Annotated in this window: 22 protein-coding genes; 8 read left to right on the top strand and 14 right to left on the bottom strand. The window is 62.8% G+C overall.

Going from position 1 to position 18,783, the window contains the following annotated elements:
* Positions 1–17: 17 nt before the first annotated feature.
* The 5 genes from M1D93_RS09560 (at position 18) to M1D93_RS09540 (ending at position 5,490) form a co-directional block, all read left to right on the top strand.
* Entirely contained in the window at positions 18–536 is a 519-nt protein-coding gene (locus tag M1D93_RS09560; RefSeq protein ID WP_461174847.1) for a hypothetical protein, read from the top strand.
* Complete coding sequence (locus M1D93_RS09555; protein WP_461174846.1) at positions 533–2,878, top strand: multicopper oxidase domain-containing protein; 2,346 nt, start codon at positions 533–535, stop codon at positions 2,876–2,878. The genes M1D93_RS09560 and M1D93_RS09555 overlap by 4 nt, the downstream gene beginning before the upstream one ends.
* A 29-nt stretch (positions 2,879–2,907) precedes the next feature.
* A complete protein-coding gene (gene arfB / locus M1D93_RS09550) occupies positions 2,908–3,330 on the top strand; it encodes an alternative ribosome rescue aminoacyl-tRNA hydrolase ArfB (protein ID WP_461174845.1) in 423 nt (140 codons plus the stop codon).
* A 114-nt stretch (positions 3,331–3,444) separates the two neighbouring features.
* The gene (locus tag M1D93_RS09545) at positions 3,445–4,509 is read left to right on the top strand and encodes a spore photoproduct lyase family protein (RefSeq protein WP_461174844.1); all 1,065 of its coding nucleotides are present in this window, start codon (positions 3,445–3,447) and stop codon (positions 4,507–4,509) included.
* A gap of 159 nt (positions 4,510–4,668) precedes the next feature.
* A complete protein-coding gene (locus tag M1D93_RS09540) occupies positions 4,669–5,490 on the top strand; it encodes a hypothetical protein (protein ID WP_461174843.1) in 822 nt (273 codons plus the stop codon).
* Here M1D93_RS09540 and M1D93_RS09535 read toward each other — a convergent pair whose 3' ends face one another.
* Positions 5,491–5,682, bottom strand: a complete 192-nt coding sequence (locus M1D93_RS09535; RefSeq protein WP_461174982.1) for a hypothetical protein — start codon at positions 5,680–5,682, stop codon at positions 5,491–5,493. It lies immediately after the preceding gene.
* Positions 5,683–5,760: 78 nt separating this feature from the next.
* Positions 5,761–6,465, bottom strand: coding sequence for an alpha/beta fold hydrolase (locus M1D93_RS09530; protein WP_461174842.1), 705 nt, complete (start codon positions 6,463–6,465; stop codon positions 5,761–5,763).
* A 128-nt stretch (positions 6,466–6,593) separates the two neighbouring features.
* On the opposite strand from M1D93_RS09530, the gene M1D93_RS09525 reads away from it, so the two are divergent.
* Complete coding sequence (locus M1D93_RS09525; protein ID WP_461174841.1) at positions 6,594–7,214, top strand: hypothetical protein; 621 nt, start codon at positions 6,594–6,596, stop codon at positions 7,212–7,214.
* Positions 7,215–7,226: 12 nt separating this feature from the next.
* Positions 7,227–7,787 carry a CPBP family intramembrane glutamic endopeptidase gene (locus tag M1D93_RS09520; RefSeq protein ID WP_461174840.1) on the top strand — a complete coding sequence of 187 codons (561 nt, stop codon included), beginning with the start codon at positions 7,227–7,229 and terminating at the stop codon, positions 7,785–7,787.
* A gap of 119 nt (positions 7,788–7,906) precedes the next feature.
* Here the strand turns inward: M1D93_RS09520 and M1D93_RS09515 are convergent, their stop codons facing one another.
* The 12 genes from M1D93_RS09515 to M1D93_RS09460 form a co-directional block, all read right to left on the bottom strand.
* Positions 7,907–8,344 (bottom strand): VOC family protein, encoded by a 438-nt coding sequence (locus M1D93_RS09515; RefSeq protein ID WP_461174839.1) that lies wholly within the window; start codon positions 8,342–8,344, stop codon positions 7,907–7,909.
* A gap of 467 nt (positions 8,345–8,811) precedes the next feature.
* Positions 8,812–9,339, bottom strand: a complete 528-nt coding sequence (locus tag M1D93_RS09510; RefSeq protein WP_461174838.1) for a hypothetical protein — start codon at positions 9,337–9,339, stop codon at positions 8,812–8,814.
* A gap of 493 nt (positions 9,340–9,832) precedes the next feature.
* Complete coding sequence (gene leuD, locus M1D93_RS09505; protein WP_461174837.1) at positions 9,833–10,432, bottom strand: 3-isopropylmalate dehydratase small subunit; 600 nt, start codon at positions 10,430–10,432, stop codon at positions 9,833–9,835.
* Positions 10,433–10,476: 44 nt separating this feature from the next.
* Positions 10,477–10,794, bottom strand: a complete 318-nt coding sequence (locus M1D93_RS09500; RefSeq protein WP_461174836.1) for a hypothetical protein — start codon at positions 10,792–10,794, stop codon at positions 10,477–10,479.
* 75 nt (positions 10,795–10,869) lie between these two features.
* Positions 10,870–12,516 carry a CocE/NonD family hydrolase gene (locus tag M1D93_RS09495; RefSeq protein ID WP_461174835.1) on the bottom strand — a complete coding sequence of 549 codons (1,647 nt, stop codon included), beginning with the start codon at positions 12,514–12,516 and terminating at the stop codon, positions 10,870–10,872.
* A gap of 47 nt (positions 12,517–12,563) precedes the next feature.
* The gene (locus tag M1D93_RS09490; RefSeq protein WP_461174834.1) at positions 12,564–12,854 is read right to left on the bottom strand and encodes an antibiotic biosynthesis monooxygenase family protein; all 291 of its coding nucleotides are present in this window, start codon (positions 12,852–12,854) and stop codon (positions 12,564–12,566) included.
* A gap of 48 nt (positions 12,855–12,902) precedes the next feature.
* Positions 12,903–13,268, bottom strand: coding sequence for a hypothetical protein (locus M1D93_RS09485; RefSeq protein WP_461174833.1), 366 nt, complete (start codon positions 13,266–13,268; stop codon positions 12,903–12,905).
* The gene (locus M1D93_RS09480; protein WP_461174832.1) at positions 13,265–14,206 is read right to left on the bottom strand and encodes a DODA-type extradiol aromatic ring-opening family dioxygenase; all 942 of its coding nucleotides are present in this window, start codon (positions 14,204–14,206) and stop codon (positions 13,265–13,267) included. The genes M1D93_RS09485 and M1D93_RS09480 overlap by 4 nt, the downstream gene beginning before the upstream one ends.
* Before the next feature lie 53 nt (positions 14,207–14,259).
* Positions 14,260–15,072, bottom strand: coding sequence for a citryl-CoA lyase (locus M1D93_RS09475; RefSeq protein ID WP_461174831.1), 813 nt, complete (start codon positions 15,070–15,072; stop codon positions 14,260–14,262).
* Positions 15,069–16,283, bottom strand: a complete 1,215-nt coding sequence (locus tag M1D93_RS09470) for a CaiB/BaiF CoA transferase family protein (RefSeq protein WP_461174830.1) — start codon at positions 16,281–16,283, stop codon at positions 15,069–15,071. The genes M1D93_RS09475 and M1D93_RS09470 overlap by 4 nt, the downstream gene beginning before the upstream one ends.
* A gap of 57 nt (positions 16,284–16,340) precedes the next feature.
* Positions 16,341–16,733: a nuclear transport factor 2 family protein gene (locus M1D93_RS09465; RefSeq protein ID WP_461174829.1), complete on the bottom strand. Its 393-nt coding sequence runs from the start codon at positions 16,731–16,733 to the stop codon at positions 16,341–16,343.
* Entirely contained in the window at positions 16,733–17,278 is a 546-nt protein-coding gene (locus tag M1D93_RS09460; RefSeq protein ID WP_461174828.1) for a flavin reductase family protein, read from the bottom strand. The genes M1D93_RS09465 and M1D93_RS09460 overlap by 1 nt, the downstream gene beginning before the upstream one ends.
* A 273-nt stretch (positions 17,279–17,551) precedes the next feature.
* On the opposite strand from M1D93_RS09460, the gene M1D93_RS09455 reads away from it, so the two are divergent.
* Entirely contained in the window at positions 17,552–18,766 is a 1,215-nt protein-coding gene (locus M1D93_RS09455; RefSeq protein ID WP_461174827.1) for an acyl-CoA dehydrogenase family protein, read from the top strand.
* Positions 18,767–18,783 lie beyond the last annotated feature (17 nt).

Here is an 18,783-nt window from a genome sequence, read left to right as displayed (position 1 = left end):
CCACGAGCTTCGGATCCGTGGCAATTGTTCGGGCCGGACGCCTTGCCCGCCTCGATGCTCAAGGCCAACCAGCATTCAAGACCCTGGCCGCTGCTGCTTCACACATCACCGCCGGCAGAGGCATCGGAAGCAGCACGCAGATTCGCCGTGTCAGCGCGAGGGAAGAGCTTCCTCGCGACGGTCACGGCCACGACGACGGCGCGCTGGGAGATCCGGTGCGGCCGGAACCGGTGAACCTCACCTGGGCCGACGTCGTGCTGCTCGAAGTACAACTTCACAATGCCGGGGATACCCCGGTGCTCTTCAGCCCGGGCCAGCTTCGACTCGAGCTGGCTTCCTCAGCTACGTCAGTAACGCCGCGGGACTCCGACCGCGATCCCGGCCCCATAGCCGCACGTGCCACGGAGCACGTTCTGATCAGCTACCTGGCACCGCGTGATTCCCCGGAACTGGCGCTGGAGTACTCCGACGAGCAGCAGGACCGGACCTACCGGCTTGCGCTCCCGTCCCTCACTACGGATGAGGCACGGTCATGAGCATCCTGGACTTCCACATCAACGAGGGTTACGTGGCGATGGTGGACGGCTCCTTGGTTTATCACCGGGGATTCGGCGAGCGCCGCACCACCTTGTCGGACGCCAGTCCGTCCCTGTCGATGAGTCCGCGGGTCTTCACTGCTGCCGGAGACGTCGTGGCAAGCCGGACCTATCCCCTCACCGCTCCGCCGCCGCCGCACGGCAGGCCTGCCCCGCTGCAGTCTGACCCGGCAAATCCCGGACAGTACCTGGCGAGGAAGGAATACTGGGCCAGCTACTTTCCGGACCGGACCCTCATCGCGGAGACAGGCAGTACCATCCGGATAAGGGTGCACAACAATCTTTCGCAACCGCACGAACTCCGGTTCCATGGTGCCGGCCCGGCAGGCGGAGATGAAAGCACAGGCCCGGTAGCCCCGGGAGCATCAACTGTTCTTGAGTTCGCTGCACCGCTGCCCGGCACCTACCTGTTCTCCGACCCAGGCAACGAACCGGTGGAACGGACCCTGGGCCTGTACGGCGCGCTTGTGGTCATCCACCCGTCCCACGCCTGGCAGCTCCTTCCTGGCGGGACCGAGTTCGAACGACAGTGGCTGTGGTTGTGCCACGACGTGGATCCTGCCTGGGCTCGCATCGCCTCCCGCGGCCAGACGGTCAACCCAGTCACAACACCGGCCGTACCCCGGTACTTCACCATCAACGGCTATTCGGGTTTCCAGTCACTGGCAGTTACCACCAATGAAGAATTCAATGAGCGCCGGGAACAGGACACGCTGCCCTCGGGCCACCCGCGCGAAACCGACGTAAGGAACTTCAGCGCCTCGCCGGCCAGCGGCGCCGTCCGCACAGGACACCTGATGAGGATGGTCAACGCCGGCATCGTGGACCACCAGCTCCACTACCACGGCAACCACGTCTGGACTGTACGTGCCAATGGCTATGATTTTCCCCGGGAACGCGGACGGGTCAGCCCGGAGGGGGACGTCCTGCTGCAGCACTGGGAGGACACCGTCCAGCTGGAACCATTGGACCGGAAGGAGTCACTTCTTCCCGTCCGGCGTCCACCGGACGTACTGGACCCGGTGTGGGATGCCCGGCGTGAGGACTGGAGGTATCCCATGCATTGCCATGCAGAGCCCTCCCAGACGGCGGCGGGCGGACTCTACCCCGGGGGGCTTGTCGCCGACTGGGTACTGGCCGCGGACGCGAACACGGGCTCCGGCCTTCCGGAGACGGTGGAAGGTGGCCACCACAAGTACCGGAGCCAGGTGGAGTTCGCCTCGGACCAGCCCCATGAGGGAAGCCCGGAAACGAAGTTCCCGCAACGCCCGGACATCAGCATGGAGTTCGACTTCTTCAACAGGAAATTGAAGATACCCAACGGTCCCGAGATCGAATTCTGGAGTTTTGAGAGCGGCGAGTCAGGGCGCGCGCTTCCCGGCCCGCTGGTGCGGTTGACGGAGGGCCAACTGTTCCACGGCACCATCGAACCCAGCAAAAGGGTCCACACCATCCACTGGCACGGCATCGAACCGGACCCACGGAATGACGGCGTAGGCCACACGTCCTTCGAAGTCTCCGGTCACTACACCTACCAGTGGAGAACAGATGTAGGCGAGTTCGGGAACCCCAACCGCGGCTCGGCCGGAACCTATTTCTACCACTGCCACGTCAACACACCCCTGCACGTCCAAATGGGCATGTTCGGCCCGATCATCATCGATCCTCCGGTCCGCGCAATGGCGCAGCCACCGCAGGGAATGCGCCGCCACTCGGTGCAGGGTCCGCTGTATGATATCGCCACCGAGACACTGATTGCCCCCTATTCCATTGACCCGCGGTGGCACGAACTGAACCATGCGGCCGGTTTGTCCGGGGACGATGCAGGCCTGAACCGCTTCGAGCCCAAACACTTCCTTCTCCTGGGCGGCACGATCCCCAGCAGACCCGGAGGCGACAGGGTATGGGCGATCAGTTCGATGCGTGCCAATGTCGTCAGGGCCGGCGTCGCCCCCACACTGGTCCGCATGGTGAATGTTGACTACTTTCCCACCCGGACGCGGTTCCTGAATGCGGCGGGTGAACCGGCTCAGATCGCCGAACTCATCGCCCACGATGGCCGCCCCTTCTGGAACACCCCGAACCCGGACGGCCCGGCGGTCCAGCCTTCAATGGCCGGCCAGCCGCTGGTCACCAGCATCCTCAAGTCGGGTGCGGCGGAGAAGTTCGACTTCCTGCTGCGCCCGCCGGCTGCGGGACGGTACACCATCGCGATCGACTTCCTGCACTGGGTTACCGGCCGGGTTCTGGCGACACGCACCGTCGCCGTAACCGCCGCTTAGAGGTTCCGGATCCGTGCAACGCTTATTCCATGGATCTGGAGGTACTGCCCGAACTCACGATTCCCGCGTCGGAACTCGCCTGGCGGTTCTCGCGCTCATCCGGGCCGGGCGGACAGCACGTCAACACCTCGGACACGCGGGTGGAACTCTCGTGGAACCTCAGGGAGTCATCGGCGCTTTCAGACAGCCAACGGCTGATCCTGCTCACGCGTCTTGGACCACGCCTCATCGGCGGCGTGATAACGGTGGCGGCCTCGGAGCGGCGCTCGCAGCTGCGCAACCGGGAGATCGCCCTGGCCAGGCTCGCTGACCTGGTGGCCAAGGGCCTCGCTCCGGCCGGGCCCGGCCGCCGGGCAACCAAACCTACCCGCGGCTCGAACCGTCGCCGCCTCGTCGCCAAGAAACTGCGGTCAACAACCAAGCAGCAACGCAAGCGGCCCTCCGCCGAATAGCGGACGGTGAGCTCCAGAAGGCAGCGCCATAGGCAAGATGAGGTTCGCCGCGGGCGCAAGATGCTGTGGGCTTAACCGGCCGCGGCAATTCCGGCGGCTTGGGAGAATGGAACCATGGAATTCAACCGGCTGCTGCAGATCCGGCGTATCTATGCGCAGCCTGCTGCACTGGAGCTTCCCCGGGGCCAGGAGATCGTCGAACGCTGGCCGGACGCCGACGTCGTGCTTGTCGACAACCACTGGAACATTCCGGAGGTGCACGGCGATGAAACGAACGTGCCCCGCTGGTCCCGGATCAAGACGGAGTCGCTGGTCCTCGGCGTCAAAAAAGCGCTGACCGTCAAGCCGAACGGCCGTTCCGCGGACTTTATTGCGCCCTCCACCGCGAACGGCTGCGCCATGGCGTGCGCCTACTGCTACGTGCCGCGGCACAAGGGGTACAGCAACCCGGTGACCGTGTTTGCGAACATCGACCAGATCTCCAGCGCGCTTGAGCGGCATGTCACACGGCAAGGCATCAAGCTGGAACCCAACCAGTGCGACCCGGAACTCTGGGTCTACGACATCGGTGAAAACAGCGACTGCTCCGTTGACGCGCTGATCAGCGACAACGTGCAGGATCTCGTCACACTCTTTCGCGACTTGCCCACCGCCAAACTGTCCTTTGCCACCAAGTACTTTAACCCGGCGATGCTGGGCTGGGACCATGGCGGCCACACCAGGATCCGCTTCTCCCTTATGCCCGCGGATTTGGCGAAGTCAATTGACGTCCGGACGTCGCCGGTGGCTGAACGGATGGCGGCCATCAACGCCTTCGTCGATGCCGGCTACGAGGTGCACGTGAACTTCTCCCCCGTCATCATTACGGATACCTGGCTTGCCGATTGGGAGGAGCTGCTGCGCCGGCTCGACGCCACCCTGACAGATGCCGCAAAGGCCCAGCTTGCGGCGGAAGTGATCTTCCTGACCCACAACGAGCGGCTCCACGAGGTCAACCTGGGGTGGCATCCGCAGGCAGAGAACGTGCTGTGGCGTCCGGACCTGCAGGAATCAAAGGTCTCCTCCAACGGCTTCAGCAACGTCCGCTACCGATCAGGAACCAAGGGACGCTATGTGCGGCAACTGACGGCGCTTATTGAGAAGATCACGCCGTACTGCCGCATCCGCTACGCGTTCTGAGCTGTAGAAATTGCCCACGACGCCGGCACCCCGCCTACGTGAGGTCCCTTACGGCTCGCAGGACCTCACCGCGGCCTCCAGGATGGCCGCCGAATACCTCGAAGCTGATGTGCACCTTCCCTCCCCGAGACCGGGGCGCCGCGCTAAACTGGACCGATCATGATCGGTGCCCGTACCCGTCTTCTCGCCTGGCTGATCGCCGTGGCGGCTTTCGTCGCGGGCTGTGCGCCAGCGATCGGCCTCGACGACGCCAGCACCGACCGCCCGACCCCTACGTCCTCAGCCCCGCCGGCCGCCGTCGACATTGCCCTCCCGCCTCAGGCGACCGCGGCCCCCACGCCCACCCCGGCAGCGGATCCCACACCACCTCCGGTGCCCCAACCGTTCGCCCTCAACCTCTATCAAGAGGGGGACTTCGTGCCGCAGTACACCTTTGACTGGTGTGTTGCGGCGAGCATCCAAATCGCCCACAACCTTATCGACGATACCGGCGGCGGGACGTGGGGCGACCCCACTCATCAGGGGGAACTCTGGGAAATGGCCAGGGCGCGGTCGTCCAACTCGTACAACGGCGCCAACCCCTTGGGTTGGGCGCAGGTACTGACGGAAGCTGGGATGGGACCATACTCGGTGGTCAGCGTCGCTGATTATGAGGACGCGCTGCAGACGGCGGCGCGTGCCATCGCTGACACCGGCCGGCCGGTAGGTCTGGTGATGTGGAGCGGTCGCCACGCTTGGGTCATGAGCGGCTTCGAGTCACTCGGCGATCCTAAGCAGTTCCCTGAGTTCCCGGTTACCGGTATCCGCGTCCTGGACCCGCTCTATCCGCACGGCAGCGGGCAGTGGGGTCCGTCGCCGGAGCCCAACAGCCTGCTCACTCCCGAGCAGCTGGCGACGCAGTTCGTTGTCCGGGAGCCGCGGCGCTGGAGCACCGACATGCCCGCCGGCTACCTGCTGGTGCTGCCGCGGGCCGGGGCCTGATCACGGTTTCGCTCCCCCGAGTTCTGCGCCCCATTTAGCCGCGATATCTTCGACTGCCCGCGTCAGTGCTGCCATGGATTCCGCGCCCCCATGCCCTTCGTCCTCAACGACGACGAGGCGGCTTGACTCCCACCGCCGGTGCAGGCGCCAGGCGGTGACGACAGGGCCGCTGAAGTCCCGCCGGCCGTGAATGAGGTAACCGGGGACGCCGTTGAGCTCGTGAATCCGCGGGATGATTTCCCGTCCGTCGATCAGGAAGCCGTCTTTGGCTCAGTAGTGCGTCACCAGAAGAGCGAACGTCATACGCTCCTGCTCGTCGTCAAACAGTGGGCCGGGAAGCCAGCCGCGGTCCAGAGATATGTGGGTGGACTCCCACCGGTCCCAGGACAGGGCTGCACGTCGGGCGTCTTCCCGATCCTTGCCTGCCAGTCGACGGGCGTAAGCCTCCACCAATCGTTCGCCCGGGGCTGCATGGGCTGCCTCTGCAAACTCGGCCCATGCTTCAGGAAAGATGCGTCCAACATCCTCTGTAATCCACCGGATCTCTTCCCGGCTGCTTGTGGTCACGGCCACCACAGCAATTCCCAACACCCGCCCGGGGTGTTCCAAGGCATAGGCGAGGGCCAGCGTGCTGCCCCAGGAAACGCCGGTGACAATCCACTTTTCTATGCCCAGGTGCTCTCTCACAGCCTCAATGTCGTCGATCAAGGTTTGAGTCGTGTTATCCGACAGGTGGTCAAGGTCGTCCTGGGCAAGAGGGGTGCTCTTGCCACAACCGCGCTGGTCCAACCCGATGGTGCGGAATCGGCTGTGGTCGTGGCGGTGGCGGTAACCGCCCCGGCCAAGGGAGCCGCCAGGGCCGCCATGAAGGTAAAGGACGGGGATTCCAGATGGTTCGCCGGTTGCTTCCCAGTAGATGCTGGCATGGGGTACGTTCACCCAGCCGGTTTTAGTCGTTGATTCCTCGCCGGTCACCTGCCCAGATTATGCGACGTTGGACCGTGCTGGTGGTGCACGGCTCTCTACAGAAGTTTCCCTTGACAGTCCTGCGATCAGGAGACTCTCATCGAGTACCGATCTGAATAGGAGAGAAGGTGGTGGCTATGCCTGCCATCCAAACTACCCCGGCGGGCGAATCCCGTGTCCGGGCGGGAGCGGCTCTCATGACGGTTGCCGGGCTGGCTTTCGTGGGGTACGCCGCAGTCTTCCTGCTGTCCAACTTCACCGGCGCCTTCCTGGAGCTCGGCATCGGCCCCGACCAAGTGGACAAGGGGAAGGCGGAGATCCAAGCTTTCAGCCCGGAGCTGTACCACTACATCAGCCATCTGCACATTGCCCTTAGCGGCTTTATTGCCGCGACGGGCCTGGCCATCGCAGGCCTGTCCTGGTACGGGGTGCGTAGAGGAGAACGATGGGCATTCGCCACCGCAGTGACCGTCCCGGCCGTCGGACTCGCAGTGGCACTCCCCGCACACTACCCATGGGATCTGGCCACGCCCGGACACCTTGGCCCGGTCTATCTCGCTGTGCTCATTTTCCTGGCGGGAGCCGTCGCTGGAAACGGCCATCCTGGTCACGGGTGCGGCGAATGGCCGGCCCGCCGTCCGCGAGCTCTTCCGCAGGGCGTTCCGATGGAGAGTGGCCCCGGCATGGTACGTGGTGGCGCTGCCCGCGCTGACAGCGCTTATTGCTGCAGCAACCGGGACGTTCCACCTGCCCCGTGACGGCTGGGGCCCTTGTTGGGCACCTACCTGCTGAACACCCTGATCATCGGTGCCCTGCTGGGCAACATCTGGGAAGAGCTGGCCTGGACGGGCGTTGTGCAGCACCGGATCATGGACCGGCGTGGACCTGCCATTGCCGCCCTGCTGACCGCCATCCCTTTTGCACTCATCCACCTGCCCTTCGCCTTCGCCGAGAGGGGTTTCTCCGGCACGCCCTGGAACAACGTCGCGGTCTCCTGGGCGGTCCTGTTCCTCTTCGCCCCCTTCTTCCGCTTGCTCATGGGAATCGCCTATCTGGGAACGGGCTACAGCCTGTTCATTGTGGGGCTGCTGCACGCGTCCTTCAACGCCTCCATGTCAACGAAGCTGGCCGTGTTCGACGGCGACTGGCAGCAGATTGCCGCCGTGATCCTCCTGCTGGGAGTACTTGCCGCAGTCAGCGTCTTCCGCGCGTCCCACTCAAAGCCGGCACCGGCGGGCGGGGACCCGGACGTCCGCACCTTCCGGCATCCGGCTAAGCGGCGGGGGGCAAACGCTGCGGAGGAGGGCGATGGCCCACAACCAGTTGGTTGACGACCGGACACTCTTTCACTGGGATTACCACCCAGCTGTCCCAATCAGCGCTTTCGGGAAACCTTTCGGGCGGAAGTAGTCCTTTGAGCTTCACAGTGGCAGCGTACGCCCTCGATAGGTCAGCTCTTGTTCAGTTCCTGGGCGAGCATCACAAGGATGCCGCTGGGGCCGCGGACATAGGTCAGCTTGTAGACGTCCCCATATGTTGCCACCCCCCGCAGCGGGTGGCAGCCGTGCCTCGCGGCGATCTTGAGAGCCTCGTCAATGTCGTCGACTGAGAAGGCTACGCGGTGCATGCCGATTTCATTGGGCAGGGTGGGCTTCGTCTCGATCGCTTCGGGGTGAATGTACTCGAAGAGCTCGAGGCGGCCATTGCCGTCCGGCGTCTGAAGCAAGGCGATGTTGGCATGGTTGCCGTCGAGGCCCACAGCGGTGTCGGTCCACTCTCCACTGACCGTGTCACGGCCGAGGACGATGAGCCCGAGGTCCGTGAAGAAGGCGATCGTCGCTTCAAGGTCGCGGACTGCGATGCCAACGTTTTCGAGTTTTATGGGCATGCGCACACGTTACCAAGTGGCGGCACCCTCTTCAGGGGCCTGAGCTGCTGGTTCCGTCTCAGTTCCAGGCGCTCCCGGAGGTTCACGAGGCATTGCCGATCCCGAAGGCGAACCTCTACGGGTTCTCATTGACGTCGTCACCAACTAACCAGACGAGCCCGCGGTTTCCGCGTTCGTCGGATGAAACAAGTGCAATTGAATATCTACGGCGGCCTGCCTCCCCATTCGCCCAGCTCTTAGCTTCAGCGAATGTTGCCTCAGCTATGTCATAAGTACTCACGGAGTAGGCTTACCAGGGCCCTCAAAAAAGTACACGCGGAATGTGCTTCGGTGTCGTTCCCATTGGCTGTCGCGTTCATCCGAAATATCCACGTGCATGAAGGGGATCTTACGCCGCGAAAAAGCGAGATGGACCAGGCGATGGGGATGAGCACGTCCCGCCAGGGTCCGGTTTCGAATCCGTCCCGTTAGCCGGTCCTGCGCCAGAAAAGGCCCTCATGACCTGTGATTCTCTGCGCTATTCGGCGTGTATTTCGCGGCGATATTTGGCGTGGTCGGGTGCAGGTGCCGATGAGCAGGGTTTCACGCGCTGCTTCGACGACTTCTTTGGTGATGCTGTTGAGCTGGTTAACGTCGCGGATGCGCATGATTTGGGTGAAGAGGCGCTGGATGAGCCGGAAGTTGCTGATGCGGGCGACGGCGGCGATGGCCTCGGCGCCCGTGAAGTCGTGGGGATCGATAGTCAGGCCGAGCTCCTGCCAGCGGTTTGCCAGGACGAAGGTGAGTTCCTCGGTGCTGAGGGTCCGGTAGTGGTGGGCGAAGCCGATGCGGCTGTAAAGCTGGGGGTAACGCGCGAGGCAACAGCGGCCTTGCTTCCGGATGTCGCGTCCTGGCCCGACGTACTCACACGCGTATACCCGAGATATCTCACCCGGCCATTGTCGCCTCAGAAACCCCCGGTCGACACCCGCCTGAGACGATTCACAGTGGGACACCTTTCCAAGACGCGGGACGGCCCGGCACGATGCCGATTCCTTTGACCCTTCAAGATGCGACGCGGGTGTCTTGAAAAGCTGTTGTTATTCAAGACGTTAGGCAGCCGAACTAAGAAATGTGTTTGCTTCCGCGCCTTGCCCTATCAGCTCTGGCCGGCCCCCGCTCACCTGTCTCATAACTAAGGATGAGTACTCGATTTTTGCCAAGAGGTTCTGAGACATAGTTACGAGAATCGTCCTTGCGATCGCCCGTCCAAGATTCCGCAGAAAATCTGTGACTGTGGAGGTCAGACGACTATTCGCTCGTCGAGACGTCTCGTTTTCCAAGGGAAATGAGACACGACGGCGGCAGGGCGGTTGGGACGGGAGAGCGGCGCCTGACTTTCAGGTTTCGTGTTGCGACCGAATTTGCCGCTTCCCGTCCCAAGAATGTGGGCCGAATGCGTAGCCGGGCGATCGTTTCTTACGGGGGCTCTGACCTGCTTCTGTTGCGCTACGGCAATGTGGTTGTTGGTAGCCAGGAGGGCCTGCTGGTTTCAAAGGCGGAGATTAGGTCCTGATCTTGCAGGGTCAGGTCGATATCGTCCAGCCCGTTGAGCAGTCTCCACCTTGTGTCTGCATCGACAGCGAATTCGACAGCCAGGTCACCTGCGGTGATCGTCTGGGCATCGAGGTCGACGTTTAAAGATAGGTCGGGCTGGGCTTCCACTGTTTCCCACAGTTGGTCCACCCGCTGCTGGTCTAGCTGTATTGCCAGAAGCCCGGACTTTGCTGCGTTGCCTCGGAAGATATCGGCGAAACGGGGCGAGATGACCACTCGGAAGCCGTAGTCCATGAGGGCCCAGACGGCGTGTTCCCGCGAGGAGCCTATTCCGAAGTCGGGGCCCGCAATCAGGATGTTTGCCCCGGCGTGTTCCGGACGGTTGAGCACGAAATCGGGGTCGCGGCGCCAGCTGGCAAAGAGGCCGTCTTCAAACCCGGTCCGCGTGATCCGCTTCATGTAAACGGCCGGGATGATCTGGTCCGTGTCGACGGTGTTGCGTCTGAGCGGGGCTGCTTTGCCGTTAACTGTGGTCACAGATTGGAAGGCCATCAGGTCTTCCCTCCTTTGTGCTCTGGCTGCGGTGATTGGGCGTTTTATTCCGTGCGCGGATCTACGAGGACTTTGTAGCCATCTGAGTGGTAGAAAACCTGTCTGGCCCGCAAGGCGTCCTGGCGCAGCCAGAGGAATGCTCCATTTTTTGTAACGGCGTCGATGGTGCCTTCGATGCGGTCCTTGTTTCGGGCAATGAGAACCACGGTGTCCCCAGGGATCAGTTCGCGCCAATTGGCGACTACGGTGCGCCTGAACCCGTATCGGGTCGGACTCATTTCTGCAGTTGTCGGGATACTGCCCGTGGTGGCGGCAGCGGAATCTTCGGCAGTCTCTACTGCCGTGGCCATGTTGGTTGTCATGTTGTCTTTCTGAACATGCCCGTCTTCGGGCAGACGGAGGGGGCTGCTGCCCATGACAGCAGCAACCCCTTCCGGCTAGGGGATGACGGGCAGGAGCAGGTGTGAGTCGTGTCCATTGCCGGTGTGGATGATGTGTTGTCCGCTGTTACGGGTGTACGTGTGCCCCTGGGCGAAGAGCCCTTGGGCATAGCTGTTTACGTCGTGGCCCTGGACAATGAGCCGGAGTGTTTCTCCGGCATGGAACAGCGTGCTGGAGGGCCAGATTTCGATGTTGACCGGCACGACCTCGCCCTCGTTGAGCAGCTCTTCGATTTGGTGCGTGTAGCGCGGTTGTTCGGGGCGTGAATCCTCGGCGAGTTGCCGCCGGCTGACCCGGAGCCAGCCCAGGGCAACGTTTCCGTCGTCAAAGGTGGAAAAGAACGGAAAGTTCACTTCGTTGCCGTCAGCATCCAGTTTCTGCAGGGCTACAAAGAGGTCCATGTCATTGGACCCTTGGGATTCAACCCACAGCCGGAGTTTCGTGTAGCCGGTAATTTCTGTGTCGTTGGCGAAGGTGTGCTCGAAAACTGCCTTGCCGGTCGCGGCATCGTAGGAGATCGTTTCCGGTTTCGGTGCGGGATCCTTACTCAGGTTTCCGCGGCCGGCATCGAGGTAGAGGGGCGTGTATTCGGTGCGTGCCAGGGGCCATTCGTTTTCTGCCCGATTTTCGCCGGTGTAGGCGCGGTCGCGGACTTCGATCCTGACCTTCGGCCATGCTGTCACTGTATTTTCTTCGCCCTTGAGGAAGTGGTCGAAGAATTCTCGCTGGCGCGCCAGGCTGTCCTGGTCGTAGAAGTTTTGCCACTTCTTGCGGCCGTGCACTTCCAGCCATTTCTGCGTCGAGGCGATCCGGCGGAAACCTTCAAGGGTTCCCCTGGTGTGGAGACCGTGGTCGGACCAGCTGGCTACGACATAGGTCGGCACTTCGATGGTTGTCAGGTCAGGGGCTTTGGACTGCCAGTATTCGTCGTAGAAGGGGTGGTTCATGCTGTTGGTCAGGATGTCCTCGACCCGTCCATGGGTGTTGGCGATGAGGGGGCCGAGCGCTGCACCGAACTGCGTCTCCGGGATTCCGCCGTGGGTCAGGACTTCTTTGTAGAGGTCTGTCCAGCCTTCCCACGGGTTGATGGCCGCCAGATGTGCTGGGCGGCGGGCCGCGACGGCCCACTGGATGACCGCGTACCAGGAGACGCCGGCCATTCCGACCTTGCCGTTGCTCCAGTCCTGTTCGCCGGCCCATTCGATCAGGTCACAGCAGGCGTCGGCTTCTTCCGGCGCGCACATGGTGACATCGCCTTCGGATCCCCAGGCGCCGCGGGCGTCGGCCATGATGACGGCGTAGCCGTTGCGGGTCCAGAAGAGGGGGTCAGGGGTTTCGAAGGCCGCGTACTTGGAGAGCTGTTCCAGGTCCACGTCGTGTCCGGGCCAGCCTGCGAAGCTGAGGGCGCCGTGCTTGCCGTAGGGCGCCCAGGCCACGAGGACGGGCAGATCTGTCGTGGTCTCGGCTGGTCGGTAAAGGTCCACGAGGAGGTTCTTGCCGTCCCGCATGGGCACCCGGACGTTGTAGTCGATCTGCATTCCATCTGCAACGGTTTGGGAGTATTCACCTCCTGGCCACCCGGCGTTTTCGGGCGGGTTCCCGGGAAGGAAGGCAACATCATTGTTAACCGCTTGCTGGGTCATGGCTTTTCTTTCTCTCGTGATGATTCGCTGACGGACGGATGGAACGGTCAGAGGGGTTGGGCGTCGAAGTGGTTCACGTCGGCACCAGCAAGAAAAGGAGCGAAGGTGGCAATAACTTCCTTGCCCTGGTCCGTTTCCGGGAAATGCTCCGTGTGGTGGGCGACGGTGTCCCATCCGACCCAGAGGAGGTAAACCCCCTCGTGATCGGCGCTGCGGTGCAGTTGCGCCGAGCGGCAGCCCGGGGCCTGGAGAAGAACGCCGCGAAGACGCTGGTAGGCGGCTTCGAAGGCCTGCTCCTGACCAGGATGGATCGTGAATCTTGCGTGTTCAAGAATCATGGTTCCAACTCCGTTCTCCGGCCCCGGTGCCGGTGTAGGGCGCGACAGCTACAGTGCAACGGACGGGTAGGGCTTACCGATCCACGGCGCCAGACGCCGTGCCCATTCCAGCTGGTAAGACAGCGGGCCCTTTTCCTCGGTCCAGTCGTCGGCGAATATGCCGATGAACAGGGTGAGGTAGAGAAAGAAGTGGGCGCCGTAGGCGAACAGCCACTCGTAGTCGTAGTTGATTAGCGCGCAGCGTTCTTCATCGGTGAAGGTCAGCCAGGAGGTCTTTTCTGCACTGTTGAGCCAGATGCCGACTTCCTTCTCCCACCGGTCAATGGTTGCTTCAGGATCGGCCTTGTAGCTGGCTACCCATTCCGGGTCACGGTCGATGCTGTAGAGGAACTTGTTCACGTAGTACTTGCTCATGCTGCCGCTCCTGCCTTTGCGTACACGGGTCCTGTGACGCCGCCTGCCTCGGCGGCGGAACGTGCTGCCGCTTCGGCCATCTTTTCGTTCTTGTTCGGGTACCAGGTCATGAACATTTCACGGGTGTGGTAAAGGTCCAACTGGTCAACGTAGTCTGCGTTCTCGGGACCGGCGATACCCATCATGAGGATCAGGTCCATGAAGCCGTGGGTGGCATTACCGGAGCTGGCCATGGATTCATGGGTGACGTTTTCCAGGATGGCTTCGATGTTCCCGGTGGAGAGCCATTCGATGGCCTGGGCGTCGAATTCCGGGTCTGGACCGTGTTCACCGAACATCAGGGGGCCGCCCAGTTCCAGGGACAGATGGCCGGTGCCGATGGCGGCGATCTTTTTATCCGAGGGGTAGGCGTCGATGATTTTGCGGATCGCACGGCCCAGGTCCCAGAACCGCTTGGGCGAGGGCAGCGGCGGGGCGAAGATGTTCGTGTAGATCGGAACCACAGGCAGGTCGGCGTCAGGGCGGACGGTGATGATGGGGCAGATGATTGAGTGGTCGATCTTCAGTTCGTGGCTGAAGGAAAAATCGAACCCTTCATCCAGCAGGCCCTGGTGCATGAAGTTCGACAGCGCCAGATCACCGTCGAGGACGTACTTCGGAATGCCGAATTCGCGTTCCTCGTTATAGAACGTCGCGTCGTACTTTTCCTGCTTACCGATCATGAACGTCGGGTAGTTGTCCAGGAAGAACTGGTGGAAATGGTCGGCGCCGACCATGATCAGGATGTCCGGTTCAGCGGCGGTGAGGGTCTCACGGTATGCCTCGACTTTCCGCTTCCATTCGTCTGCCTGGGGCATGCGTTCCTCGGGCGGCGCGGTCGTCGCCTTGAGGTAGAAGGGGTGGTGTGTACTGGCCAGCACAGCGGTCAGTTCTGCCATGGTTCTCTCCCTGTTGTCTTTCGCTGCCGTCGTTGGCAGCGCTGGTTATGTGGCTAGTCGTTCTCGGGGGTGACGTAGGCCGCGTTGCGGTCCACGGTCATGTAGATGTCGTTCGCGATCGGGTTGCGGCGTTCTTCGGCGATTTGCCCGAGCAGGCCTGCCGCTCGGGCCAGCAGCGCGAAACCGCGCAGCAGATCGGTGGGCAGTCCCAGATCGGCCAGAGCCGCTCCGCAGACGCCGGCGCCATTCAGCGGCAGCTTCCGGCCCAGTGCCTGTTCGCTCATCCTGCCGATGGCTTCGAAGAGCCGCAGGTGGGGTCCGCGCATCCCTTCCTCTTCGGCGATGCCGATGAGCACGGGTGTGCGGGGGTCCCCGTCTTTGTGGTTGGGGTGTCCCAGGCCCGGGACGAACTTCCCCTCGGCGCGCTGGGCCTTAATGGCCTGCAGCGCGAGTTCGTCCCACTCCCCATCGGTTTCCGGCAGCGCACCCTCGTGGGCGGCCAGGACGGCGGCCAGGAATTTCCCGCAGTCCTCGGTGACGCCGAGGAAGCGGGAGCCGCCGCCAAGGAGCCCGGCGGCCATGGCGCCCTGGATCGAGTCGGGCGCGCTGAGGTAGGTCAGCCGGGCTGCAATCGCGGTCGGGGTGAAGCCGTGATCGGCAAGGGCCACGAGAACTGATTCAAAAACCCGCACCTCACTAGGGGTGGGACGGCGCATGGCGACGAGCCAGAAGGCGAGCTCCCCGAACCCGACCTTGCCCATCAGGTCGGAGGCGAGGTCCTGTCCGAGCAGGCGGATTTCCGTGGCGGTGGAAGTTCCCAGCGAGGTGGGGAAGTTCAGTTTCTGGGTGTCAGCGGTGACGGTCATGCGTGATCCTTTGTCGAGGGGCGGGCGGTGGCAGGGGCAGCGAGCCAGACGAGGATTTCATCGGTGTGCTCGCCCAGCCTCGGGGGTGCCAGGTCGTACCGGGGCGGAGTCGCAGAGAAGGTGATCGGGTTCCGTACCCCGGGGACCTGGTTCCCGGCGGCGCCGACCTGCACAACGGGTTCCAGGCCGAGTTTCTGCGCGTACTCGACGCCCTGTTTGATGCTGTTGATAGGCCCGTTCGGGACGCCTGCCGCGTTGAGCTTGTCAAACCAGTACCCTGCGGATTGGGTCCGGAGTCGGTCCACGAGCAACGGGCGGAGTTCTTCCCGGCGTTCGGTACGGTCCTTGTTCTCAGCGAACCGGGGATCATCGGCGAGTTCAGGCACCCCGAGCACGGCGCACAGTTTGCGGAACTGGGCGTTGTTGCCAGCTGCGACGATCAGTTCGTCATCCGCCGTGGGGAGCGGTTCGTAGGGGAACAGACTGGGATGAGCATTGCCCATCCGGTGCGGAGTGACGCCGCCGGCGACATAGGCCGAGGTCTGATTGACCAGCCCGCTCATCGCTGATGCCATCAGCGAGGTCTCAATGTTCTGGCCCTGCCCGGTCTGATCGCGGTGGCGCAGAGCGGCGAGGATGCCAATGGTGGAATGCAGTCCGGCCATGACGTCAAAGACGCTGATCCCGGCCCGGTACGGGGACCCTTCGGGCCCTCCGGTGAGGCTCATTAGCCCGGACATAGCCTGGACAATCAGGTCATAGCCCGGCAGTGAGGAACCTTCGGCGGTGCCGAAGCCGCTGATGGAGCAGTAAATGACGGACTCGTTGCGCTCTTTTACGGACTCGTAGTCGAGGCCGAACCGCTTCAGCCCGCCGGGTTTGAAGTTCTCGATAACAACGTCCGCGCGGGCGGCCAGTGCCTGCGCCGCAGCCAGTCCTTTAAGGTCTTTGAAATCCAGCACCACGGACTTTTTGTTGCGATTGATCGCAGCGTAGTAGGTCGAGACACCGTCGGGGCGGACCGGGGGCACCCAGGAACGGGTATCGTCGCCGGCCGGGCTTTCAACCTTGATGACTTCAGCCCCCATGTCGGCGAGGAGCATCGTGGCGTAGGGGCCAGCCAGGACCCTTGAGAAGTCGGCGATGACGACGCCGTCGAGCGGCCGTGCCCGGGGTGTTGTCTCCGGTTGCTGGGCCAAGGGGAATGACATGTGGTTCCTTCTTTATGAACAGGATGGGGGCGGTGAATCGAGGCGGGGCCTGGGTCCTTATGCCTGCCAGGAGCGGGCTACCTCAAATGAGGTGAACTTCCAGGAACCGTCCGTGGCGGTAAAGGTGGCGCGGTAGTCACCAATGGCAAGCAGTTTCGCGTCTGGGGCGATGGCCCACCGGCTGTAGCGGCAGCGTGCTTCGGCCGTGCCACCTGCCGGATCGATAATGAAGTTGGTCAGCAGGTGCCGGCTGGGCGGTGCCGCGGCGAAGACCCGGCTGTAGTGGTCAGAAATTTCTGCCGTCGTGCCCAAAGTTGTCCCGGCGAAACGCACGACGGCATTGCCGAACAGGGTGGTCACACCATCCGCATCGCGTTCGTCGGCGTACTCGGCGTATCGGCCCAAAAGGTTCTCGACGGCATGCCGCACCTCCGGTGCGGGGAAGGACATTAGTGTGCCCACCAGTCAAGACGGTTCGTCTTTGCATGCCGCGCGGTGGTGGGGTGCAGCCGGGAGATCAAACCGCGGTAGAAGACCAAAGGGCGTGTGTCCGCGGTCCGCAGGTCTGTCAGCCGGGCCATGAGCCCGTAGTGATCGCCGGCTTCATACACAGAATCAATCCCGCACTGCATGGAGACCGCGGCCGTCTTGAGAACGGGGCCCTCTGCGCCATTCATGTCCCAGTCGCCCACTGCGAACTTTGGTCCGGATGAGGAGGCGAAGGCGAAACAGACGTCGGCGTGGTCCTCGTCCAGAACGTTGATGCAGATGCTGTCCAGGCTGCGCAGGGCCGCGAAGGAGCGTGACTCTTTCATGGCGAAAAAGGTCACCAGGGGCGGGTCCAGCGAAACCGTTGCCAGCGAGCCGACGGTCATGCCCACCGGCCCTTCAGGGCCGTGGCCGGTGACAACGGCGACGGATGTTGGGATGCGGCCCATTGCCCGGCGAAGAGAGGATGCTTCCAGTGCTGTTGTCCGTTCAATCATGACAGTCATCAGGACTCCTATGTCGTGGTGAGGATGTGGTGCTGATGTCAGTGAAGCAGCTCACAGGCTCGGGTTTCTTAGGCTGCTAAGACAACTTCGGGTGGCCTGTTTGTGCTCAGCGCCAAGCTGGGGCGCCGGAGTTGGCGTGTGGCGCAGCTCACGGCCACTTTTTTGGTCGTTGAGCATAAGAGCTGCCACAGACATGGGGGCAACCATGGTGGAACAGCTTCTTACGGAAGCGCACGTTTTGGCCTCAATCACTGAGGACCCCCTGGAAGGACAATGATGACCATTACCGCGGAGCAGACCTCCCCCACCACCGACACCGCCGACACCGACCTGGTGGCCAAGGCGGCCAACCTCCTGGACCTTCTGCAGAAGAACGCAGCCCAGACAGAAGCTGACCGCCGCGTCGTGGAGGAAAACATTGAAGCCCTCGCCGCAGCAGGGCTGTTCAAGATCGCCGTTCCCAAGCGTCTTGGCGGGCACGAAGCCGACTTCTCCACCTTCCTGAAGGTCACCTCCACACTGGGCCAGGCATGCGGTTCCACCGCCTGGGTCACCAGCCTGATCAACGTCTGCGGTTGGATCATGGGACTGTACCCGGACCAGGCGCAGCGTGACGTTTACGAGGACAACCCCGAGGCCCGCGTCTGTGGCGTCTTCGCACCCAGCTCCACCACCGTCGCCGTCGACGGTGGCCTGAAGGTCACCGGCAAGTGGGGCTTCGCTTCCGGGTCACTCCACTCCCAGTGGGCCATTCTGGGCGTGCCCGTCGTCGACGAAACCGGCGCGCAGATCGACCAGGGCCTTGCCCTGATCCCGATGAGCGAGCTGAGCATCGAAGACACCTGGCACGTGGCCGGCATGCGCGGCACCGGAAGCAACACCCTCGTTGCGAACGATGTGTTCGTGCCCCGCTACCGGATAATGTCCCTGACCCAGGCCGTTGAAGGAAAGTACCCGACCGAACATACCGACGAGGCCCTCTACCGCTCGGCGTTCGTGCCGGTCGCGTCCCTGATCCTCATCGGCCCCCAGCTTGGCCTGGCCAAGGGAGCCTTGAACTTCGTCAAGAACTCCCTCGCCAAAGGCAAAGGCATCGCGTACACCTTCTACGACCGCGCCACTGACGCAGGATCAACTCAGATCAACATCGCCCAGGCCGCATCCCTTGTCGACACTGCCGAACTGCACATGCTCCGTGCCGCCTCAGACATCGACAACGCCGCCAAGGGAACCGAATACCTCGACTTTGAAACCCGTGCCCGCGTCCGCATGGACGTAGGAACCGTCGCAACCCGGTCCCGCGAAGCCATGGACCTCCTCCTGAACGTCCAAGGCGCCGGATCCTTCGCAGAAGCCAGCCCGCTGCAGCAGAAATGGCGTGACCTCGAGACCGGCTCCCGGCACGCCGTCGTCAACCCGGCCATCGCCAGTGAAGCCTACGGGCGGGCGCTGCTCGGGGTGAAGGAACAGGTCACCCCCCTGATCTAAGAACCACCGATCCCAAC

Source organism: Arthrobacter sp. Z1-9, from assembly GCF_054792695.1.
The sequence above is the reverse complement of the archived record's forward strand: the minus strand, read 5'-3'. Positions and strand labels throughout refer to the sequence as shown.